Origin of the sequence: Aggregatibacter kilianii (assembly GCF_003129965.1) — a bacterium.
GTDB lineage: Bacteria > Pseudomonadota > Gammaproteobacteria > Enterobacterales > Pasteurellaceae > Aggregatibacter > Aggregatibacter kilianii_A.
In genome coordinates this window covers 47,007-68,126 of sequence record NZ_NRCJ01000008.1, presented here as the reverse complement: position 1 = coordinate 68,126, position 21,120 = coordinate 47,007, and the positions used below count along the sequence as shown (strand labels likewise).

General features: G+C 41.7%; 35 protein-coding genes and 1 tRNA gene. 23 read left to right on the top strand and 13 right to left on the bottom strand.

Translation table 11 applies throughout. The features are described from left to right. Nucleotides 1-136 precede the first annotated feature (136 nt). Both DK430_RS07455 and DK430_RS07450 read right to left on the bottom strand, forming a co-directional pair. The gene (locus DK430_RS07455; RefSeq protein WP_109078460.1) at nt 137-1,006 is read right to left on the bottom strand and encodes a P22AR C-terminal domain-containing protein; all 870 of its coding nucleotides are present in this window, start codon (nt 1,004-1,006) and stop codon (nt 137-139) included. A gap of 308 nt (nt 1,007-1,314) precedes the next feature. Beyond that, nucleotides 1,315-2,466 carry a type I restriction endonuclease gene (locus DK430_RS07450; RefSeq protein WP_109078459.1) on the bottom strand — a complete coding sequence of 384 codons (1,152 nt, stop codon included), beginning with the start codon at nt 2,464-2,466 and terminating at the stop codon, nt 1,315-1,317. Nucleotides 2,467-2,649: 183 nt separating this feature from the next. Here DK430_RS07450 and DK430_RS07445 point away from each other — a divergent pair, with 183 nt between their 5' ends. Then, nucleotides 2,650-2,850: a hypothetical protein gene (locus DK430_RS07445; protein WP_109078458.1), complete on the top strand. Its 201-nt coding sequence runs from the start codon at nt 2,650-2,652 to the stop codon at nt 2,848-2,850. Between the two features lie 35 nt (nt 2,851-2,885). On the opposite strand, the gene DK430_RS07440 is transcribed toward DK430_RS07445, so the two are convergent. The 10 genes from DK430_RS07440 to DK430_RS07395 are packed head-to-tail and all read right to left on the bottom strand — an operon-like array spanning nt 2,886 to nt 8,242. After that, nucleotides 2,886-3,257, bottom strand: a complete 372-nt coding sequence (locus DK430_RS07440) for an antiterminator Q family protein (protein ID WP_109078457.1) — start codon at nt 3,255-3,257, stop codon at nt 2,886-2,888. Then, nucleotides 3,258-3,617 (bottom strand): RusA family crossover junction endodeoxyribonuclease, encoded by a 360-nt coding sequence (locus DK430_RS07435; RefSeq protein ID WP_109078456.1) that lies wholly within the window; start codon nt 3,615-3,617, stop codon nt 3,258-3,260. It lies immediately after the preceding gene. Then, a complete protein-coding gene (locus DK430_RS07430; RefSeq protein WP_109078455.1) occupies nt 3,614-3,907 on the bottom strand; it encodes a DUF1364 domain-containing protein in 294 nt (97 codons plus the stop codon). Before DK430_RS07430 ends, DK430_RS07435 begins: the two co-directional genes overlap by 4 nt. 53 nt (nt 3,908-3,960) lie before the next feature. Next, entirely contained in the window at nt 3,961-4,596 is a 636-nt protein-coding gene (locus DK430_RS07425) for a DUF1367 family protein (RefSeq protein ID WP_109078454.1), read from the bottom strand. Next, the gene (locus DK430_RS07420; protein ID WP_109078453.1) at nt 4,566-5,078 is read right to left on the bottom strand and encodes a DNA N-6-adenine-methyltransferase; all 513 of its coding nucleotides are present in this window, start codon (nt 5,076-5,078) and stop codon (nt 4,566-4,568) included. Before DK430_RS07420 ends, DK430_RS07425 begins: the two co-directional genes overlap by 31 nt. Further along, complete coding sequence (locus tag DK430_RS07415; protein WP_109078452.1) at nt 5,075-5,908, bottom strand: ATP-binding protein; 834 nt, start codon at nt 5,906-5,908, stop codon at nt 5,075-5,077. The genes DK430_RS07420 and DK430_RS07415 overlap by 4 nt, the downstream gene beginning before the upstream one ends. After that, complete coding sequence (locus DK430_RS07410) at nt 5,901-6,752, bottom strand: helix-turn-helix domain-containing protein (RefSeq protein ID WP_162616822.1); 852 nt, start codon at nt 6,750-6,752, stop codon at nt 5,901-5,903. Before DK430_RS07410 ends, DK430_RS07415 begins: the two co-directional genes overlap by 8 nt. Next, complete coding sequence (locus tag DK430_RS07405; protein ID WP_109078450.1) at nt 6,710-7,474, bottom strand: KilA-N domain-containing protein; 765 nt, start codon at nt 7,472-7,474, stop codon at nt 6,710-6,712. The genes DK430_RS07410 and DK430_RS07405 overlap by 43 nt, the downstream gene beginning before the upstream one ends. A gap of 42 nt (nt 7,475-7,516) precedes the next feature. Continuing rightward, entirely contained in the window at nt 7,517-7,960 is a 444-nt protein-coding gene (locus DK430_RS07400; protein ID WP_109078449.1) for a YmfL family putative regulatory protein, read from the bottom strand. A 48-nt stretch (nt 7,961-8,008) separates the two neighbouring features. Next, nucleotides 8,009-8,242 carry a helix-turn-helix domain-containing protein gene (locus tag DK430_RS07395; RefSeq protein ID WP_109078448.1) on the bottom strand — a complete coding sequence of 78 codons (234 nt, stop codon included), beginning with the start codon at nt 8,240-8,242 and terminating at the stop codon, nt 8,009-8,011. A 127-nt stretch (nt 8,243-8,369) separates the two neighbouring features. On the opposite strand from DK430_RS07395, the gene DK430_RS07390 reads away from it, so the two are divergent. The 3 genes from DK430_RS07390 to DK430_RS07380 all read left to right on the top strand — a co-directional run bounded on the left by DK430_RS07390 (nt 8,370) and on the right by DK430_RS07380 (nt 10,537). Then, the gene (locus DK430_RS07390) at nt 8,370-9,122 is read left to right on the top strand and encodes a LexA family transcriptional regulator (protein ID WP_109078447.1); all 753 of its coding nucleotides are present in this window, start codon (nt 8,370-8,372) and stop codon (nt 9,120-9,122) included. Nucleotides 9,123-9,144: 22 nt separating this feature from the next. Continuing rightward, on the top strand, nt 9,145-10,092 hold the full coding sequence (locus tag DK430_RS07385; protein WP_109078446.1) for a hypothetical protein: 948 nt from the start codon (nt 9,145-9,147) through the stop codon (nt 10,090-10,092). A 73-nt stretch (nt 10,093-10,165) separates the two neighbouring features. Next, a complete protein-coding gene (locus DK430_RS07380) occupies nt 10,166-10,537 on the top strand; it encodes a hypothetical protein (protein WP_239496795.1) in 372 nt (123 codons plus the stop codon). Nucleotides 10,538-10,848: 311 nt separating this feature from the next. On the opposite strand, the gene DK430_RS07375 is transcribed toward DK430_RS07380, so the two are convergent. Next, nucleotides 10,849-11,025 carry a YegP family protein gene (locus DK430_RS07375; RefSeq protein WP_005643244.1) on the bottom strand — a complete coding sequence of 59 codons (177 nt, stop codon included), beginning with the start codon at nt 11,023-11,025 and terminating at the stop codon, nt 10,849-10,851. 13 nt (nt 11,026-11,038) lie between these two features. Between DK430_RS07375 and DK430_RS07370 the strand changes: the two genes are divergently transcribed. From DK430_RS07370 to DK430_RS07290, 19 genes are all read left to right on the top strand, one after another. Continuing rightward, on the top strand, nt 11,039-11,248 hold the full coding sequence (locus tag DK430_RS07370; protein WP_109078444.1) for a hypothetical protein: 210 nt from the start codon (nt 11,039-11,041) through the stop codon (nt 11,246-11,248). 232 nt (nt 11,249-11,480) lie between these two features. Continuing rightward, nucleotides 11,481-11,582 (top strand) — tRNA-Ile (locus DK430_RS13180). Nucleotides 11,583-11,739: 157 nt separating this feature from the next. Next, the gene (locus DK430_RS07365; RefSeq protein ID WP_162616821.1) at nt 11,740-12,240 is read left to right on the top strand and encodes a hypothetical protein; all 501 of its coding nucleotides are present in this window, start codon (nt 11,740-11,742) and stop codon (nt 12,238-12,240) included. Between the two features lie 30 nt (nt 12,241-12,270). After that, the gene (locus tag DK430_RS07360) at nt 12,271-12,552 is read left to right on the top strand and encodes a hypothetical protein (RefSeq protein WP_239496794.1); all 282 of its coding nucleotides are present in this window, start codon (nt 12,271-12,273) and stop codon (nt 12,550-12,552) included. Next, nucleotides 12,542-12,811 (top strand): hypothetical protein, encoded by a 270-nt coding sequence (locus DK430_RS07355; protein ID WP_109078442.1) that lies wholly within the window; start codon nt 12,542-12,544, stop codon nt 12,809-12,811. The genes DK430_RS07360 and DK430_RS07355 overlap by 11 nt, the downstream gene beginning before the upstream one ends. Nucleotides 12,812-12,813: 2 nt before the next feature. Next, on the top strand, nt 12,814-13,113 hold the full coding sequence (locus tag DK430_RS07350; protein ID WP_109078441.1) for a hypothetical protein: 300 nt from the start codon (nt 12,814-12,816) through the stop codon (nt 13,111-13,113). Nucleotides 13,114-13,124: 11 nt separating this feature from the next. After that, the gene (locus tag DK430_RS07345) at nt 13,125-14,018 is read left to right on the top strand and encodes an ATP-binding protein (RefSeq protein ID WP_109078440.1); all 894 of its coding nucleotides are present in this window, start codon (nt 13,125-13,127) and stop codon (nt 14,016-14,018) included. Beyond that, entirely contained in the window at nt 14,015-14,623 is a 609-nt protein-coding gene (locus DK430_RS07340; RefSeq protein WP_239496793.1) for a hypothetical protein, read from the top strand. Before DK430_RS07345 ends, DK430_RS07340 begins: the two co-directional genes overlap by 4 nt. An 8-nt stretch (nt 14,624-14,631) precedes the next feature. Beyond that, a complete protein-coding gene (locus DK430_RS07335) occupies nt 14,632-14,829 on the top strand; it encodes a hypothetical protein (protein WP_109078438.1) in 198 nt (65 codons plus the stop codon). A 35-nt stretch (nt 14,830-14,864) separates the two neighbouring features. Beyond that, complete coding sequence (locus DK430_RS07330) at nt 14,865-15,623, top strand: DUF7666 domain-containing protein (protein WP_109078437.1); 759 nt, start codon at nt 14,865-14,867, stop codon at nt 15,621-15,623. Nucleotides 15,624-15,689: 66 nt separating this feature from the next. Beyond that, nucleotides 15,690-17,108 carry a YadA-like family protein gene (locus DK430_RS07325; RefSeq protein ID WP_109078436.1) on the top strand — a complete coding sequence of 473 codons (1,419 nt, stop codon included), beginning with the start codon at nt 15,690-15,692 and terminating at the stop codon, nt 17,106-17,108. A gap of 50 nt (nt 17,109-17,158) precedes the next feature. After that, a complete protein-coding gene (locus DK430_RS07320; protein ID WP_109078435.1) occupies nt 17,159-17,506 on the top strand; it encodes a hypothetical protein in 348 nt (115 codons plus the stop codon). After that, a complete protein-coding gene (locus DK430_RS13465; RefSeq protein ID WP_109078434.1) occupies nt 17,490-17,699 on the top strand; it encodes a DUF551 domain-containing protein in 210 nt (69 codons plus the stop codon). Before DK430_RS07320 ends, DK430_RS13465 begins: the two co-directional genes overlap by 17 nt. A gap of 17 nt (nt 17,700-17,716) precedes the next feature. Beyond that, nucleotides 17,717-18,412 carry an HP1-YO09 family phage-derived protein gene (locus tag DK430_RS07310; protein ID WP_109078433.1) on the top strand — a complete coding sequence of 232 codons (696 nt, stop codon included), beginning with the start codon at nt 17,717-17,719 and terminating at the stop codon, nt 18,410-18,412. Between the two features lie 107 nt (nt 18,413-18,519). After that, nucleotides 18,520-18,927: a methyltransferase gene (locus DK430_RS07305; RefSeq protein ID WP_109078432.1), complete on the top strand. Its 408-nt coding sequence runs from the start codon at nt 18,520-18,522 to the stop codon at nt 18,925-18,927. Between the two features lie 44 nt (nt 18,928-18,971). Continuing rightward, complete coding sequence (locus tag DK430_RS13175) at nt 18,972-19,121, top strand: hypothetical protein (protein WP_162616820.1); 150 nt, start codon at nt 18,972-18,974, stop codon at nt 19,119-19,121. Next, the gene (locus DK430_RS07300; protein ID WP_109078431.1) at nt 19,111-19,323 is read left to right on the top strand and encodes a hypothetical protein; all 213 of its coding nucleotides are present in this window, start codon (nt 19,111-19,113) and stop codon (nt 19,321-19,323) included. Before DK430_RS13175 ends, DK430_RS07300 begins: the two co-directional genes overlap by 11 nt. Before the next feature lie 18 nt (nt 19,324-19,341). Further along, nucleotides 19,342-19,521: a helix-turn-helix transcriptional regulator gene (locus DK430_RS07295; RefSeq protein WP_005579223.1), complete on the top strand. Its 180-nt coding sequence runs from the start codon at nt 19,342-19,344 to the stop codon at nt 19,519-19,521. A 261-nt stretch (nt 19,522-19,782) separates the two neighbouring features. Then, nucleotides 19,783-20,703 carry an SPFH domain-containing protein gene (locus tag DK430_RS07290; RefSeq protein WP_109078430.1) on the top strand — a complete coding sequence of 307 codons (921 nt, stop codon included), beginning with the start codon at nt 19,783-19,785 and terminating at the stop codon, nt 20,701-20,703. The last annotated feature ends 417 nt before the right edge of the window (nt 20,704-21,120 follow it).

Sequence of the window (21,120 nt, the reverse complement as noted above, 5' to 3'; positions counted from 1 at the left end):
TAATGCGAATGCCGCCCACAACAACGCCACCGCCAATACAATCTTGAACATAATGTGTCCTTTTCGTGGATTTTGGGTGTGAAAATCCGCCGCACGATTTTCTCAAGGTAAAAGTGCGGTCGGATTTTGTGTTGTTTTATAGGATGTCTAGCTGAAAGCCCGTTGCTTTAGGGTCATAGGCTCTAAGATATTTTAAGACTCGCCAGTTATTGCCTTGCTTACATTCAAATTGATCCGTAATGCGACTTAACACATTATGCGCTTGACGGATAGTGCTGCGATATTCATAAGCAATGTCATGAACGGGCGCAGCATAATGTGAGCCTATTTGTTTTAATGCAGGGAGAAGATTTTGGCAAAGTTCGGTGCCACGCAATAAAGCAAACCATGCCCACACAAGCTGTTGTAATTCATGCTCTGTAAATTCACGGGTGAAAAGTTCATCTTTTTTCGGTTCAGTGATAAGCTCACCTTCAAGCACAATTCTATGCACATATTCAACCGCACTTTGTAATTTATCTGCCGGAATATCTTCTATGCGCTCTACGTTCATGTATTGGTGAACAAGATTATAAGCATCGGAATAAATCAAGCCTTTCTTGCTCACTAACATATTTACGGCATTACGTAAGCCTGTGCGATCGTCTGCGGTGGTTTTGGCTTCGTACTTCCCTGTTTTACGGATTGCCGGTAAAACTTCCGCTGTAACCCATTTTCTGAAACGGTGCGGAACAGATCCTTTTTTAACGGCATCACGGCAACGTAAGATTAAAGTGTACATTCCGCTTTCGCTGACAATGTTCATTTCTTGCTGTCCGCCAAGGGTGTAACTTAAAGTTACACCCTTTTCATCTTCATCTAATGCTAAGAGTGCCTTGCGGTTGTTATCAATGCCGATTGCATCGCAAACGTCCTTAGCAATAAACCAAGGTTCGTTATTGATAGCTAAAGTGCGGATAGATTTTGATTCAAAATTGAATGTGGAAAGTTGGGTTTGATTAGACATAAGTCTCTCCTTGAATTTTACGAAGTTTAGATTGACCCAATTAAGGGTGCCAAGAGGTTCGTAAACCGCAAGAAGTCGGCCGGGATTATTCCCCTTTCGGGTGTTGTATTCTCCGCCCTCTCGGCATAGATAGAATTTGATGTATGCGTATTAAGTCTTAATGGCAATAAAACTAAACGAGATCACAAATTTTACGCATAAAAAAACCGCTATGCTGTCGGGTGCGGATTTCCGCTTCTTGTTAAGGTTACGAGCCTTGGAGCACAATATAAAACAAAAACCCCGTCTTGTAAACGGGGTTTTGGGTTTTATGAAGATTTCTTTCTAAAGTTTTCATCATTTATGCAATATTCAAAACAATCTCGAATAATGCCACTTAATCTCAAGATATTTTCAGGACAATCTATAATAATTTGACTGCCTGAAATTTCCAATCCCGCTCTAGAAATCTCTTTTTGGTTTTCTGGTGTCAGTTCAATAGGAATAGTAATTGAAGGGCGTTGTTTGTTATCAAAATAGCGCAATATCCATCTGTTAGATTTTCCCTGATATAAAATACTAAAATAACTTTCAGTGTCTTTAGCGATTAAATCAGACTCTTCACCAAGAATCATTGACACATATTCTAAAACCTGTCTCTCAGTATATGTGGTAACTATTTTGCTGTTTTCAGGATCTATAATCGGCGCAGTCTCATCAATGATTTCAGATTCGGGCTCATTAACAGATTCGGTATCAACAGCCTTTTTCGATAATCCTGAAACTACCATGTCGCTTACCGCTTTTTCTACAGCTTGCTTGACTATTGGCGTGATAGATTCAATAAAGCGTTGATTTAGCTGTCTTCCAATATTAGCGCGCCCTGCCACATAGCGAACAAATTCACTATCCACTTCTTTTAATGAAGATGAAATGGTTTTAGTAAAGGCTGATAAATAAATACTTTCTTCCGCTAATGTCCGCAATGCTTCCGGCTGAAACTTATCATGACAAAATTGAGATAATTGGGGAATCTTTGATTCGTCTAATGCTTCAAAGTTAACGCGTAAAAATGGCGCATTATCCATAATATTTTTATCTTTTAAATCGGTAAAAAACCTCCATTCACGCCCGTTTGTAATTGCGGCTACAGCAACTTCAGGTGTTGCATTAAAATATCTTGCAAGCTGGGGAGAATGATTAGTTAAATCCTCATTATAAGATTTGGCTTCAATAAACATCACCGGCACGTTATGGCAGAATAAAGCATAATCAACTCGTTCGCCATTTTTCGCACCAGTAAAATCAGCGGCATATTCTGCCTTCACTTTAGTTGGGTCATACGCTGAAAATCCCAAAATATCAAGAAAAGGAAGAATCAAAGCCTGCTTCGTTGTTTCTTCGGTTGTACAATGTTGCCCAACTCTCATAATATGTTGAGAATGCGCTAATATTTTTTCTTTGAAAATTTGATCGCTCATTTTTGGATTCCTCTTGGTTTAATAGAAACGCCCATTCTACAAAACCCAAGACATTTCCGTAAGTTTTCCCTCGAATTTATTTCAATTTTGCGATGTGGATCGCAGATTCCATTATTAAAATTCGACCGCACTTTCTTTCGTAGTTATTCTCACCGCGCATTTTACAAACGCAGGAGAACAACAATGAAAGAACAATTCAAACAATGGCTAATCAGTCTTAATTCACCGTTTATTGATGCGTTAGGCGTTGATTCCATCGCGTCCAGGGTAAGCGATACCCTAGAACCCATTCACTGCAACAACGGTGAAATGGAGGTTTTGGAGCGGTTATTGTGTGATTTTTTTGACACGTTAAGCTGTCATGAGTTATCGGAGATTTGCTAAGTAAAAGCCCGCGTGTATTGCGGGCTTGTATCAGTTTATCCAATATAGTGATATTTGATTTTTAGCATAGAAAAGGCACCTTGCAGAAATGCTATACCGCGATTGCGCATGCGGTACATTTTTGATGGGGAGATATTTAGCGCAGTGGTAATGTCTTTTTCGCTTAAGTCTTGTATATACATTGCCATAGTGACCTGGTACGCCAATAGATCCACTCCATGCAATGCCATTATGGCACCTTCAATTTTTAAGCATTCTTCATCACTCAAATGCTTTAACCATGCTTTACGTGGCTCTGATGGCAAAACAGGAATGCTTGGTGTAACACTTGGATATTCCGTTCCGATTCTATCGCGCCCCCAGCAATTTCCCCAACGAACTAAAATTTTCTCTACGCTATACTGCATTTACTCAATACCTCTAATTTTAATGATTGACTTGCCTTTACTCACTACGCCTTTTTCCTCAATTGAATACTTGCGTATGATTTTTCTGTTGTCGTCCTTGATTAAACCCGCGCCGACCAAACTATCAAAAATTCCTTTAGGCAGATTATCAAGGTCGCGTGGGCGATTATCCGGGAAGTAAATTTCTATCTTGATTTCGACCGCACTTTCAAACGGATCGAATTGTCGGCAAACTTCTGTCGCAACGTGTTTAAATTCACGCCCCGCCTTTGAAATGTAGTGTTTACCCTGTCTTGTATGCTTCCAGTAATGATTCACGCTCGGCGGGTACGGTAAACAGATTTCTAACCAGTCGCTCATAGCTTACCCTCGCTGATTAAAATCGCCTGTGTGCGGGCCATACCCTCAAAATGAGCTAGTAGCAGTTCGTCCTTGGAGTAACCGGTCTTTGTTCGCAAGTCAATCGCATCGTGGCAGCAACTACACGCCCACGCCCCTAATTGGTCGGGCGCTTTTTGCCCTGCTCCAGTAATGCCGGCGGCGCGTATGTGTGCTAATACGGTTGTTTCCGGGTTATAATTACAAACCCCAATTAACCGCACTTGGCAATCACGCCCCTTTGCTTCTTTGCGATAATCTATTTTTCCCATATTTACACCTCTAAAAATGACCGCACTTTTAACTGTCAACTAATAATTGACGGTTAAGCGGCGAATCCAATTAGTTGATTTATTTTGTTATCAAGCTCCGCTTCGTCTTCGTAGATATTACAAAGCGTTTCGTTCCAAATGACGCCGTACACTGTTTTATACACATCGTTAAATCGTTCTTGACTCATATTCGCGAATGAGATTGACCAACGCTCTTTAACGGTTCCGCCGTCTTGTGCTGGCTTGATGTCGTAAAATCCCGCTTTTTTCATCACATGATCGAGATACGCTTCAAGGGTTTTCATGCCCTCATAATCTAATTTTGATTCGCGATTCGACCGCACTTTTGCCAGCACGCTATCTGCTATCGGTTTAGTTACATTCTGATACAGATTTTCATCGTTTGCCGCTACCGCGATTTCTTTTGCAACCGCCTGCGCTATCCATTCTTCCGCTTGGGTAAGTACGCTAAATTCAGGCTGCCAGTATTCAAAACCTGCATCGAGTAGCGCAAAAAACTTCTTGTGATGTTGATAGTTTCGATTGTTGCCGATAGGTGTAATTTTTACCGCACTTCCTATCGGTAGCCCTTTTAGTAAATTGCGGTCATAGTCTGTTTCCGCTACCACCGCACCGTTCGCATATTTAACTGCGTGAATTACTGTTTTCTTCTGCTTTTGGCTCGCCATTCGAAATTCCCAAGGTCGTCAATGTGAACATGACGGATAACCTGCCCCATATTGCGGTGACGTGGGTCAAATATCGCTAAATGATTACCACGGCAAACATCAGTCCATAAACCAGTCTGAGGACTTAAAAACTTAATACGGCCACCAACAATAAAACGGATTTCTGTTGCTTTTTGAGTGATTAACGAAAACCATTCCGTGCTAATGTCAACCGGCAACAACATCACCACTAAGCAGTTGTGATTTTCAAACAGTTCGACGGAACGTTTGATAAAACTTAACGGATCACTAAATGGCGGGTTGATGAAAATGCGCTCGTTTTGTAGTGGATAAGTTAAATAATCCATCTCAGGCGTTACATATCGCTCAAGTTTTGCGTTGTGGGGCAGTGCGGCACCATCAATCGTGAAGCCAAATTCAGCATGAATCGGGTTAAATAGTGAAAATGATGTTGGATAGGTATCTTTGTCAAAGTCTGTCATTTTCTATAACTCTCCCAATCAAATGCAATAATTGCCCCTTGACCTTCCATCATGCGATCTAATACTCGTTCACCGATATAAGTACCCAACTCCTGTTCAGATAAATTGCTGATTAAGATCGTGGGTTTCATTTGCTCATAACGAGTATTGATAATTTCAAATAAAATGATTTTTTCCGCTTCTGAGCCGAACTGAATACCAATTTCGTCAATAATCAGCAAATCTTTGTCTGTGTAGGTTTTAATTGCCCGTTCTTCGCTAATTTGGCTATCTCTGCTCCAAGAGTTTTTGATATCACGAGCAATACGCAATGCGGTTGAGATTAATACTTTAGCTTGATGATTTTCGATAATGCTATTGGCAATCGCACAAGCTAAATGATTTTTGCCTGTCCCTGGTTTACCGCAAAATACTAAACCACCACCTTTTGCCAAACGGTCAAGCCATTTATCCGCATAGCGTGTCGCATAAGCTAAGGCTTTTTTAGCACCATCATTCACAGGTTCATAATTGCTCAAGCTGCAATGGGCAAAACGCATTGGGATATTTGATAATGTTTTCAAACTCAAAATTTCGCTTTGATTTTCTGCTTGAATCTCTTTTTTCAACGTCGCAATTTTCTCTGCGGTACAATGTGGGCAAGCCGTCTTAAACGTATATGTTCGATTCATTAACTGGTTCGTGCTTTCGTGATAAGCGTATTCACCATGGTTAGAATTTGCCTCACAAATACTACGCTTAGCCGTTGGCTCTTGCTGAATTCTCTCAACACTCAACAACGTCTGTTCCAATTTTGCTAACTCAGCTTGTAATTCGGTTAATTTAGCCATTTTGTTGCTCCATCGCCTCTACCGCATCGGCATAAAAATCAGGGATTGTTTCAGTGTATTTGCGCTCTTGAAATCCTGTGTGGGCATTGGGTTTATTGGGATTTACTAGCGAATAATTTTTAATTTCAAATAACCCAGTCCAAGTATTACCAATCGAACGTTCCAGTACCGCAATCGCTTTTTGCGGATCACCGCCACTGAATTTTTCTAAATCACTCAAACACTTCTCAAGCGTTTCTTCGGTTTTAATCTCAGCACGTTTCGCTTTTCGCATTCGGCAATAAGCAATCCAAGTTTTACGATCAACATACTCAGGCAAATCTACCGTTTCGGGATTAAGCGCAGATACTTTTTTCGGCTTTTTCGCACCGTCCGTATTATTGATAGGTTCATTAATAGGATCATTGATAGTATCTTGATAGGATCGATGGACAATTTGACTACCCTGACTGGACATTTTGACTACCCTAGGTGGACAATTTGACTTGTCTGGGTGGACAATTTGACTACCCGACAAATTGTCAGGGGCTACATTTTGACTAGATCCTAAAGAGAAAATGAGTTGGTATAGAGATGATTTATTTCCTGTACCTTTTCTCAGTGTTTTTACAAAACCAAGTTCTTCTAATTTCTCAATTACACGTTGAATAGTTTTTATTGATACTCCTGCCTGTCTTGCCAAAGTTGGCTGACTTGGATAACAGCAATCTTTTTCATCGGCATAGTTAGCCATTAAAATAAATACAAGCTTGAGATTACCTGATAACGGAATTTCAACTGCTTTAGCTACTGCATTAAAACTCATAACCCCACCGCCTTCTCTTGTATAAATTTGCCGTTCCACGTTGCTTTCATCGGCAACAACCCTTTTGCGTACCACTCATAGAGTTTCGCTGCGCCTTTTTTAAGTAACGTTGGCTTGTACTTGATAATCGGATCCGCTCCGTGAGGCACAACCTCGTTAGTTTCTTCGGTCATATACCGATCGCGACCATAAGACGTTACGCGCCATTCGCCGCGTTGGTCTTTATAAAGCCAATTCTTTTGCTGTAAAAACGTGTTGATTTGCGTTGAATTTACGCCGTTTAAGCCTTTTACAAACTGCGGTGCGGTCATGCCTTGGCGGAAATAGCTATTCATCGCTTCGATATGGTCGGCTTGCTGTTTATTTTCCAGTTTTAAGGTTTCTTCGCGCTCTACTGATTCCGCCAACTCACGCAATGCAGCGGCGTAATTTTGTGGTAAAAGTGCGGTCGAATTTTGACGACTTACCAAGTTGTCAAATGTGCGAATAACGTATAAGTGGAATTTCGGACTGATCCACATTGCGTAAGCGTAAACAAGCTCCTTACTTACAAATGTTCCAAGTCCTTGTTTTGTAAGGATAGACGGAATTCCGTCTTTTGAAATTTCGCCGATTAACTCCTGCGTTTGCTGATTTGATAACCAATAAGCCGGACGATGACGACTTTCACCGCCGCTGGCTTGATGTAAATCATTTAAGCAAAAACGCCCTTGTTCATCTTGGCGAATTTGTGTATCATATAACTGTATTTTTATTTCCATAAAAATTCCTTTGAGTAAAACCACAGTTGGCGCTGTGGTTTTTTATTGCCGTTTGTTTAGCGAAATAACACATTCAACAGAATGCTGTGTTGCCGCTAAATGTTTGCTTAATAATTTGCGGATTACATCTTCTTCATCGGTAGTGATTTCGCCATCGGCTAACGCGCTCTCCAATGCTTCAAATAGCAATCCACGCGCTGATAACTCATGCAGTTGTAGTGTTGAGATTTCCACTGCATCTAATTCGCTTGCTGTTGCGTCAGGTACAAAACGTCCACCGGCACTACGGCAAAGTTCATCGATAAAATCAGTGCAACCATACTCAACCTGCAATGCGATCAGCTCCTCATTTTTGAAGCGTTGCCCTTTGGTCTGGTAAAGACGGTTGTTAAGCTCCGCTTCCGAAAATCCAAGAAAACCCGCTACCGCACTTTTGCCACCAGGTATTTTCTCTATCATTTCGATGATGACTTTCTTCATTGCCATAATTTTTGCCTTGTTTTTATGGTTTTCTTTTTCTGTTGGGTTGATAAATTACGCTCTAAGGTGTTTTGGTAATCCATCATCTGGGTTTGGATATAAGTGCGGACTTAATTCATGCGGAGTAACTAAATAATCAGTTACTGCAGACCAAGCTAATGTCGTCTTCGCGCTTAATTCACAACGTCCCGTCAGATAATGGCTAACAAATCCTTGGGTTTTTTGTACAAGCCGAGCAAACTGTTCTTGAGTGAGTTTTTTCTCGGCTAAATAATCGGTTAGTTTCATATAGCCTCCTGAATAGTTAAATATTAGCAAAACTATTTACCTTGTTCAATAGTTTTAATATTTTCACTGTTCTTGATCTTATTAGCGGGGCTAATATAATTCCGGCAAAAGATACGAGAGGGATACAATGAGCGAAGTGGAACAAAGACTTTTTGAGATTAAAACTCGCCTAAAAAGTATTTATGAAACAAAGAAAAAAGATTTTGGATTAACTCAAGCTAAAATCGCTAATCTGTTGGATATTAAGACACAGGGCGGTGTAAGTCACTATATGAACCCAAATAGTAAGCAGCCTATAAGCAAAGAAACAATCATTAAATTTGCTTCGATTCTTGATGTTGAACCATCTGATATAGATCCTGATATTTCCGAGGACTTCACTACTCTTGTAGCAAAAGCAAAAGAGTTTTCGGAACCGACAGCCACCGATTCAATCAAGCTCACACTACTTGATAACCATCTTGCCGCCGGTGATGGCGTCATCAACCTTGATTACCCGGACACAATCCGCTCTATTGAATTTTCGCGCGACAAGTTCATGGAGATTTTCCAACGCAGAACGGCTCATAATCTCTCGATTGCGATTATCGACGGAAACAGCATGTACAATCCGACTAATGCTGAAATGAGCCTAAAACACGGCGATATAGTAGCAATTGATCAGACAATTAATGAATTCAAAGATGATGGCATTTACGCATTCGTATATGAGGGCAAAGCAAGGATTAAACGCTTGCAGTATCTAAGCGGCTACAGACTAAAAGTAATTTCGGACAATCCAAGCTACGATCCTGAAATTTTAGAAAAAGACCAGGTAGAACAGATTCATTTTGTTGGAAAACTGATCAAAAAGCTAACACTGGATATTGTTGATCTATAACTGCTAACCTAAGGAAATGATTATGAGCAAACAAGTGAAGCTTAGAGCATTTGAGATTTCAAATAATGCCGTGACAAAATCGCTTAAAGTCGCAGATCTATTAAAGCAAAAGTTAGACAATTCTAAGTCTAGTAACGAACGTAGAATGTTGCTAAATAAAGACGATCCAAAGAAAGAAGAAGATTTAATTTCTCACTTCGATACAAGCAAAAACGACATCGTCTTTGCAACAATGTTGCGTATTGCTCCTGGAGATAATGTTCAGCATATTGATGAAAAGCTATTTGAGAAAGCAAATTTCTCAATTGGAGATTTACTTAACGCTAAACTTAGCACAAGTGCCATATACAGAGATCATTATTATTTTTTACTTTCCAATCATTTCGTTGTAACTAATTTATCAGGCAGAACAACCATCATGCGTTTACAAACCTATATAAATTGGCTATTAAACGAACTTATTGAGATTAATCCGGTAATAGAACTTAAAGAAGAATATGATTTAAGCAATGTGAGATCTTTCGTTATTCAAGATCCAAGTAATGATAACAAAACAAATATTGAAGCAAGTGCCAGAGATAATGCGGGCAACTCAGTTGTATCCAGATACAAAGACATTACTAACCTTGCCGTTCAGCATGTTAAAGAATTATTTGCTGATGCAGAGGACTTGGAAGATATTGATTTTAGTCAGCTTGTGTCAGCCAAGTTATTAATCCAAATTAAAAAGCCAACTAAAAACTCACCTGAAGAGGTCAAAAAAGTATTTTCAGCAATGTTGAAACCGGTCTCTGATTTAGATAATATTTCGTTTAAGACCCGCGGTGGGAAGTCTGTTACAGGAAGCGAACTTGAAAAGACTAAGCAGGTTGAAGTGGATACTACTGACGCGGGTAAACTTAATGAACAGACCCTTTTCCAACAAATGGAAATTTTTATAAAAGAACTTGAAAATGCAGATAAAAAATAAATGGACAATAGTTAGCTTAATGACATCTTTATCGTCATTCGTGTTATCTTATATCTTTAATCAAGAAGATAACATGAATCAAGCTATAGTGCCTACCATTTATACCTTATCCGGCATTATGTTTTCCATTGGAATGGGAATTGTGTGTACATTTAATCCAAGTCCGATTAAAAACAAACAAATCTTTCAACGTATAAAAGTCAACATTGCCAATGTGAGAAATTCTTTTATGGTATATTTCTCACTATCTACAGTAACATTCTTGGTCAGCCAAATGTTTAACCGCAACTGCATTTCTGTTGCTGATTTTACAATCATATTTGATCCCAAAATATTTGCTTTATCATTTTCTTTGGTAGGCATTATTTACTTTATTATTAATTTTCTTACTATTCAGAACTTAATCTTTGATATAGCCGAAAGAACAATAGAAGAAAACAAATAATCAACAAACCGCCCTCGTGGCGGTTTTCTTTTGCCCGAAATTCCTACCGCACTTTTTAAAATCCCCACTCCCCTACTCTCTTTTTTTGTGATCTAGGTCACAAATTCAGCAAATATTTCAACTTTTTCAAAAAAATAATATTAGTAAAATCACGCATTTAATAGTTTAAATAGTAAATACATTAAAAAATATTAGTTCTGCTATTTACTAATAATATTAGTTTTAGTATTATACGCCACATCAAAGCAAACCACTTTGAGTTGCTCTTTAAAAATTGTGATGAAAAAAAAGCCCCTTTCGGAGCTTTATAGTTAAGTGAGGATTTCAACCTGAGTTGATTGATTTGTAGATTTAACCAAATCGATAGCATGTAAGCAATCAGTGTAGTTTTTATAGCCTTCCCCGCTATCTGCAATGATTTTACCGTTATCTGCTTTTAGACGCCATCGCCATTCAATGCGAGAGTCCACATAAGTTTCAAATTTCATAAGGGGTTCCTCAATGAAAAAGTATTTATTCCATTATTACTTCCAAGGCGCCAAATGGGCATGTGATGTTTACGCAAATAACCCAGAAGAAGCCAAAGAAAAAATAAAGGCAATGTCCCAAGCAATCTATGACGGCGAATTAAAATGTGAAATACGCATCCCAGAAAATCCGCTTTCAAGGGTGGCAAGGTTAATTGCAAGAATAACTAAAAATATTCGTTAAGTAAGTGACTATCATCACAATTTTAGACAATTAGGTTAAAAACACATTGATCGCCTGATGGTGAGTAGTTAGTGAAAGTGCGGAAGGCAGATAGACCCGCCACTACAACAAGACGGAATAAAGCCCGAATCGGTTAATGTGTTTAGCTTAAATATGCCTCCGGCAGTGAATCGGGAATATTGAGCGAGCAAACGCGGCTTAGGCGTGACATACCGGAGAGACGGTAAACTATGCCGGGGTTGCTAATAGAGGTCGAGGAGCGGGGCTTATAACTCTGTAAAGCAAACACCAGATAAGTGTTGTAATGTGGGTTCGAATCCCACCCCCGGTACCACTTCAAAGCGCATTCGGCAGAGAGTGAATCTAGGCATGCGGAAACACGAATGCAAGACAGAGTGCGCTTTGAAATGGCAATAAAACAATGGCTCTTGTTCGCCCCTCCATGTGAGAGGCTTTTTTACCGACGGGACGCGCAACCAAAGGAGCAAAAAATGATTCTGTTAGAAAAAATGCGGGCAAAACTCCAACGGCTGGAGAGTGAGCTTGATGCATTATTTGCGAGCAACCCTCGCAACGGCCACGGCGGGACGCCGGACATTACGGATAACGCAAAAGGCCGGCAAATGATGAGAGCGTCCGAAAAACTGGACGAAAGAATACGCGCTAAATTTGCTCAAATTGACGAGCAAAAGGCAAAAATCGAAAAAATGGAAGCTCGCTTGGCGCGGAATAATGCGCAGACAAAGAAAAGCCAGAAGTTTTTAGACAAAAACCCGATTCACGCAGGATTATTTAAGCTTGAGGAGATGGGTTTAGTTAAGCAATGGGCGAAAAACCCGCAGTATTTTTTTATTGTCGGTCTGGACAGGGTCGCACTTGCAACGTTTAACGGCGAGATTCATCGTTGCAAAAGATTTCCGTCCAAGACGACGGAAGAGACAAACAGAGCTGAAGAGCTTATCTCTTTAGCAAATAATACCGGCCGCGCATAAAGTGCGGTCATTTTTTTTGAGGAAGCCAAAATGAAAATCAGCGAATTAATCACAACCGCACTTTGTGCAATCATCGGCGGCATCATGATGTTATACGCCGTCGCATTAATCGCTCTACCCGCTCACGCGAACAACTCAACAGATTATTACGATAACGACGTGAGCGAGCAAATATCAAAAGAATGGCAACGTCAAGCGAGCCTTGAGTTCGGCGATATTCCACGCGAGCTGACAGCAGAAGAGCTCCGATACATGGAAGCCTATACAGCGCAAAAACAGAAAGAGTTAGATGAGGTGAAAAATGGTAAATAACGAAAACAAAACCCATTACATCCTAGAAATTCTTGCTAACGACTACGGATTTCGAGGTTTGGTCATTAACGCCAAGACAAAACTCGTTGAGCGACGAACGGCAGTTCATAAAACGAGAAATGACGCGTTTAATGCGCTAACTGAATTAGTGGAAGCGTTTTTAACGTCTTATCCTGAAGCGGATATTTTAGGTGTGTCGATGATTAATAAAGAAGCTGTTGTTAATGCAAACATGGTGCGCGGATTGTTTGAGGATTAAATATGAATGGGTTACAGACAGCATGGGAAAATCGGCGGGAAGCAGAATATCACGCACAGATTGAAGCAGGCGAACGTTACGAAGCCGAACTTGAAGCTGAAAAAGCACGAATCGACGAACAAGCCTGTAACGGTGATGAAGTACTGATTGACGCAATCAATAACGCAATCGCATTAAGCGACGATGATTTAAACTTCCAATGGTTAGCTATCGGCGCCGGCGCGTGGGATAAGTTAGAAACCTTACGCAATAACGCGATTGAGTTTGTGGCAAGAAAACAGTTAGAAAATAAAGTTTATTAGGAGAAGTCAATATGGCACTGAAAATTATTTCATCAGCACAACCGATCGAGGTTAAAAATATTATTGTTTGTTTATACGCTCCTCCGGGTGCGGGCAAAACCTCAACCGCATTTACAGCTTCAAGACCATTACTACTCGACTTTGATCACGGATCTTATCGCTCACAATTCCGCAAAGATACCGTGCAGGTTGATAGTTGGTCTGATGTAACAAGCATTACCGAAGACGACTTAGCAACTTACGACACAATTATTGTTGATACCGTGGGGCGCGCGCTGGATATTTTAACGGCGGATATTGTTCGGCGTAATGTTAAAGGCACAACACGCGGCGGTGGTGAGTTAACGCAACAAGGTTACGGCGCACTAAAACACGCATTCAGTTCATGGCTAACACAATTGCGCAGTTTTGGTAAAGATGTTGTTCTATTGTCCCACATGACAGAACAACAGCAAAAAGATGAATTCGTAGAACGTTTAGATATACAAGGCAGCTCAAAAACGGAAATTTACAAAGTAGCGGATTTGATGGGGCGATTGCGCTTTGATGATACAAACAAAAGAGTTTTGGATTTTAACCCAAGCTCTACCGGGTTCGGTAAAAATCCGGTGCAATTTGACGCAATTCCGGTACCAAATTTCAAAGCCGCCCCCAAATTCCTCGATGACGTCATTAATAGGGTAAAAGACGGATTAAACAAACAATCCGCCGAAGCTGTACAGGCGCAAAAAGAATTAGATGATATTCACGCAAAATTTAGCGAGCTGATGACAATCGAACAGTTTAATTCTGCAATCGATCCAAATATGTCGAACCTTCACAAAAAACTGCTATTGGACTATGCGCGGAAAAGTGGATTTAAATTTAACGCCGAAACAAAAGAATTTGAGGAAGTTGAATCATGATCCGGATTTCTGCCACACAACTTGAAGTCTATCGGCGGTGGCTTGAAAACGAGGAAGCGACTATTGAAGAAATGGTTGCTTATCTAGAAAAGAAAGTGATACCAAATGAAGCTATGCTTGCCGGTTCCGCCTTTCATAAGGTCTTGGAAGATTATGAAAATATGACACTAGCTTTTGTTGAGAAAGATGGGTTTAAGTTCGACTTTAGCGAAATTGATACCGAAATTCACATTCCGCGAATAAAAGAATTCAAATTTGAAATCGCTAAACGCATAAATGATGAGCCGGTTACATTCGTTGGCGTAGTTGATGCAATGGAAAGCGACTGTATTTTTGATCACAAGCTCACTGCATATATTGACGCGGAAAATTACACCGGCTCAATGCAGTGGCGGTGTTACTTATCTTGGCTGGATATGAGTAAGTTTACTTATAACTTATTCCAAAAATACGTCCCGGCAGCGGAACCGGATAAGTACGTCATTAAGAGCGTTACACAAATTTCATTTTACCGCTATCCGGAGATGGAAAACGACGTGCTGCTATTAGCGACGCAGTTAGTCGATTTCATCAAGGTAAATGCTCCACATTTAATAACAAATTGAGGTTTAAAATGGCTAGAAAAATCATACAAATTTGCGAATCCGCAATGTGCGGCGAATCGTTCGGCGATTTGTGGAATCTGTCCGCGCTATGTGACGACGGAAGCGTTTGGATAATTGGCGGATTGCGTGACTTTAATGGCAACCCGTGTAAGTGGGTGCGGATGCCGGACATTCCGCAAGACGACAACACCGAAGCCGCTGAATAAGCGGCTTTTTTATTAACCGAACAAAGGCAAAAAAAATGACAGAAAAAACTACAGAAACCCTTGCTTATAAAGGTTTTAACAAAGATTGGACATGCCGCGATTATCAGTACAAAGTCGGAGAAACATACGAACATAAAGGCAAGGTTAAAGCGTGCGGAAGTGGATTCCACGCGTGCGAATATCCGCTTGATGTATTTAATTATTACCCGCCATCCGATAGTAAATTTGCGATTGTGCAAATGAGCGGCGAAATCTCAAAAGATGACGATAGTGATGACACTAAGATTGCATCCGCCAAAATCACCATTGAAACAGAAATCAAACTGCCGGAAATGGTTAATAGGGCGGTTGAGTGGATAAAAAGCAAGGTTGATTGGGGTAATTCCGCCGCGACAAATACGGGTGATTACTCCGCCGCGACAAATACGGGTTATCAATCCGCCGCGACAAATACGGGTGATTACTCCGCCGCGACAAATACGGGTACTCGCTCCGCCGCGACAAATACGGGTGATTACTCCGCCGCGACAAATACGGGTACTCGCTCCGCCGCGACAAATACGGGTTATCAATCCGCCGCCGAAGTATCAGGTAAAAATTCCGTTGCGGTTTCGCTCGGACGTAATTCCAAAGCAAAGGCGGGGAAAAGCGGCGCTATTGTTTGCGTTTATCGCAACGACGCCGGCGATCTGCTACACATCCGCGCGTCGATTGTCGGCGAAAATGGGATTAAGCCCGATACGTGGTACACGCTAGGCGTGGGCGGTGAGTTTTTAGAGCTGCCCGACGACTAACAAAAATTTCAATCAACAGCCCTCCATTGTGAGGGTTTTTTATTATCCAAAAAAAGGTAAAAAAACATGAAAAAAACAATCATTGCAGCGGTTATCGCTACTCTCGCAAGTGCGGCTCACGCAAACGTAAATCTGGACACCGGTGCAACGGCGACGGGTGAACAAGCTATCGCTATTGGCACTTATGCTGACGCATTCGGCAATCAATCAACGGCAATCGGCGCATACACGGCGGCCGAAGGTTATCGCAACGTGGCACTGGGCGACCATACAACCGCCAAGGGTGAAACGTCCGTTGCTATCACTGGCACGGTTAACGGTAACGCGTCAGTATCGGTACTTGGTACGGTCGTCGGCGACTTATCTACAGCAATCGGCAATACGGCTACAGTAACAGCTAACTACGGTACAGCAATCGGCGTGCAATCCCGCGTAACAGCAAATACCGGTACGGCAGTCGGTGACGGCGCACGGGTGAGCGGTTTTAGCGGCACGGCGTTAGGTACGGTTGCTAACGCTTCCGGCGTGCGCAGTGTTGCAATCGGCCGCAGTGCGACAGCAAGTGACGCTTACTCCGTGGCCATCGGTAATAATGCCACCACCAGCGCGGCCGTCGGGACGGATTCCGCCACCATCGGCGGCGTGACTTACGGTGACTTTGCGGGTACTACTCCGGTTGCGACTGTATCAATCGGCAACGACAGCGAGCAACGCACGATTACTAACATTGCTGCGGGACGTATCACCGCAGGCAGCACTGATGCAATCAATGGTAGTCAGTTATACGCCGTAGCGGGGCAGGTATCCACCAACACGGCGGAAATCACCGCGCTTAACGGACAGGTGCAACAAAACACCGCCGACATTACCGCAAATCAGGCTTTGATTGCGACTAACGCACAAGCAATCAACGACAACGCCGACAAAATCGCAAGCAACACTCAAGCGATTGCGCAAAACAAAGCGGACATTGTCAAAGCCAAAACGACGGTTTCCGGCGGCTCAAATATCAGCGTTACTAAGTCAACCAACGCCGACGGCAGCGATAATTATCAAGTGAGCGCCGAAGGCTTGGCAACGACTGATGACGTCGCTCAAGTGCGCACCGCTACAGCGCAAAACGCCGCGCGAATCAATACCAACGCCGCAGCAATCAACACCAACCGCGCCGATATTAATCGATTAAGTGCGGGCTTGGCTGATACAAGCAAGCGCATTGACAAGCTAAGCGACGACGTGCACAAAAACCGCAAACGCGCTTCAGCCGGAACTGCCGCAGCAATGGCCGTTGCTAACATCCCGCAAGTCACTCACGGCGGAAAATCCGCCCTTGGCGTTGGGGTTGGTGGTCATGCCGGACAACAGGCAATCGTAGCACGCTACTCAAAAATGAGCGACAGTACAAAATGGATCGGCAGCGTATCCGTGGCGGTTAATACTCAAAATGAGGTGAGCTACGGCGCCGGCGTAACTTACCAGTGGTAAGTTCAACGCGACCGCACCGTAAAAAGTGCGGCCAATTTTTAAGGTGAATTATGAACAAGATTGATATAAGTATCAGCTACTCGCACTTTAAAGACATATTTACGACGTTTTTTTATGCGCGGATTAATAGCGGGATTTCCTCCGGCGCGTTATCCGCAATCAAGGCGGCAAAAGAATATTGGGTATTGTTTGACAGTGAGTTGCGCAGCGATATTACGCGGATCGCAATGTCGGCACATCACCCAAAAGAAGCAATGGAAGCTGCAAATGAGTTTGTTAAATGGACAAACCGCAATCAACAAGCAACACGCAGCTATAAACAACCAATCCCACTAACGGTGTTGCCGGTGGTGGATTTAAAACCGCATAACGGAGGCAAAAATGACAACCGAAAATAACGGATGGATAGACCTCGCAGAATATCTACCGCCGCTTGATACAACAATCCTGCTTTGTTGCGTCACTAAAGATGGAGAGCGCTACATTACAACGGGATTGGCGTACCGCGATGATTACGGCTGTGTGATTTATTCAGACAGACGCGTTAATCTGTCAGCGACACACTGGATGCCGCTCCCACAGCTTCCATAGATAAAAACGGAGGGAAAATGTTAAACGAAAAAGAAAAACAAGCGATTTTAAACGGGGCATGGGGCGTTTCCCGCGACGGGGGCAAATGCAAACTTGTTTTTAGATCCGACAGGGATATAAATAAATACTGCAATCTCTTTGTCTATATAAATGACCGGAGTGATGGCTATCAAATCATATCGCATGATTGGCTTGATGATGATTTTAAAAAATCCAGAGACAGTGTAAGTAATGTAGTTGGCTTGTGGCAAGACAAGCCCGAACCGTTTGATTTGGATAGGGCGCTGGCTGGCGAGCCGGTGGTATTGCAAGATAATACAAAAGCCTTTGTAGTCAAAAAATTAAACAGTAAAGATAACCTATGCTTAATGGGTTATTACATAAATTGCGACGACACCGAGGAATGCATCCTATGGGGTATTGACGGGCGGTCGGAACATACACAAATTGACGACGCAAATATCGTCGGCATGTGGCGCGAGCCGGAACCAGTTCTGGAGCCTAAACGTGAACTGCCGAAGCCGCTAACTAAAGCGACTTACGACGGAGATAGCGAGGTGTGGTATTTAGCCATTCCGCCAGAAACTGGAGGGTATGGTGTGGGTCACACAATGCCGAGTGGGATAGAGCTTGATGAGGGCGTGTATTACAAGTCAAGAGACGACGTAATCCAAGTCATTGAGATGCTAACAGGCAAGCCGTATCAAGAGTAACAACAGACCGCCAAGTGCGGTCTTTTTTTGTTAGGTTTTATGAGCTTTCCGTGTGTTCCGGTCATGCGATGGATCGGCAAAAGGATTAATGATTATTTGGAGATGGCATGAGTTATAAACCAATTTTAGATGCGTGCTGCGGTAGTCGGATGTTTTATTTTGACAAGCAAAATCCGCATGTTTTATTTGCGGATAACCGCACGTTTGAGAGTACGCTATGCGATGGGCGGCTATTAAAAATAGAGCCAGATGTAATCCATGATTTTACAGATATGCCGCACCCCGATAAATCATTTAAGTGCGTTATTTTTGACCCGCTGCACTTAGTTAAAGGCGGTTTTGATGAGTGCATGCGGGTGCTTGATGACAGCGGCTCACTTATTTTTAAGTGGGCCGAAACGCAAATCACGGCAAAAGAGATTTTATCCGCAATTGGAGTAACACCGATTATTGGACATAAATCCGGCAGGCTAAATAATACGCATTGGTTGTTGTTTATTAATGGTGTTAGTTGATTAAGACCGCACTTTTTACAGTGAGGTTTTTTATTGGAGTAAATATGAGTGTTGAATGGTTAATAATTGAAGCCTTAGCTTTAATCTGGCTATCAGCAGCTTTTGAAAAATGGCATCGTCAGAAACTCACAGAAGATGAAATGGCTTTTCGTCTTAAAATTTGGCTTATAGAAAGAGGTTGCAATGTTCTTTAGACAAGAATTACAGGTTATAGATGGCAAACGCTATATTGTGCTTGAATGCCAATTTCGACGAGAATGGAATGTGGTTATGGAGACGCGTGGAACCGTAACTCAAGGAGAAGCGTTAGAAATAGTTCAGTATTGGATCAAATATAAAGATGTAAAACCGGAACAGTTAAAAGTCGTTGAAGTGCCGGATATCTTAAAGAAATAAAGATGGAGAAGAATAATAATGGAACAACAACCAACACTGCTAAGTAAAGCTAAGGTGATTGAAGTCACCAGCTTGAGCGACACAACAATTTGGCGTATGATGAAACAAGGTAAATTCCCCAAAAGTGTTAAAGCGTCCATGGGGCGTGTAGCGTGGAGAAAATCTGATATTGATACTTGGCTTGCTGAACGTTCTTGATGTCATTTTCTTCCAACGACGGTAAAAATGACGGTATAGAATAAACAATATCAATTTTATTCATTGATAAATCATTGCATTATTCCGCCGATAAATAATCGAGTGGGAATAATTCACCCGTAAAATATAATTAAACCCCTGAATACTCAGGGGTTCTTTTTATTTAATTGTATAATCAAAGCTATTTACACCAAACTTGTAATTAACTACTATTTGCACAATCAGTCTCGTCATATTTATTTCATTTATTAAGGAATCGCTATGTTAAAACCTAATTCTGTCGAAAATTCAAAAGCATTTGTAAAAAAATACGGTTTTGTTGCTTTAGGTGCAATTGCCGTCATTGTTGCACTGAATTCTTACTTTACCGTAGATGCCGGCGAAAAAGGCGTTATCCGTCGTTTCGGTGAAACCATTCGGGTAGTTGATGCCGGTTTGGGATTCAAAATTCCTGTTGTTGATAGTCTTATTACGATTTCTACCCGCGATCAATCTCTGTCCTTTGGTACGCGCCGTAACGATGGTGAAGTGGGACATGGTTTAAATGCGTATACACGGGATCAGCAATCGGTAAATGCCGCCTTAACCATTACCTATAATGTGACGGATCCCATCGGCGTTTACGATCGCTATCGCACCATTGAAAACATGGTCACTCAAATTATTGAGCCACGCGTGCGCTCTCAGGTAGAAACCACATTCGGTCAATTTACGGTGCAAACCAGTATCACTGAGCGCGCCAGATTGTCCGATACCTTACAAAACAACATCAGAAAAGCATTGGAAGGTCAGCCTATCAGCGTAAACAGCGTGCAGCTTTCTGAAATTAAATATTCTGACGCCTATGAAAAAGGCATTGAATTATCTATGCAGAAGAATATTGAAATTCAAACAAAGGAACGCCAATTAACGATTGCGCAAAAAGAAGCGGAAATTATTCGTACACAAGCGCAGGCTGAAGCTGATGCACAGATTATCCAAGCGCGTGCAGAGGCAGAAAAAGTAAAATTGCAAGGTGAAGCGGAAGCGCAAGCAATTAAAGCTAAAGGTGAAGCGTTAAGAGAAAACCAACAGTTAGTTTCCCTCACCGCCGCGGAAAGATGGGATGGCAAACTACCGGAAACGATGCTCCCGAACAGTACCGTCCCCTTTATTCAAATGCCCAACAATGGAGCTAAATAACAGTTGAGTTAAAGTTAACTAGGCACGGAAACGTGCCTATTTTATTTATGGCACAAAACGTGAAAATTTAAGGTAACAAAGTTTGATATTGGGGAAAGAAATGAAACGTGAGACTAGGTGGTGAACTAAGCAGAATTGGTCTTAACAGTAAGCGGTTTACTGCGTCGCATCCCTGCGGATTTCTACCTAGTCCACCATTGATAGATGATGATGCTTTGTAGTGTGCGACATAAAACTCATACTAAAAGCGTTTTATACCTTAGCCGCTTATTTCAGGAGACCAATCCTGACTTTCAAACATCTTATTTAGAAAGTGAATACATCATAAAATCGTTTTAGCGGATTGTCAATCATGTTGCAAAATATATTTCATTAATTTTCTCATCAAATATTTCTTTAAAAATAACAATAAATTAC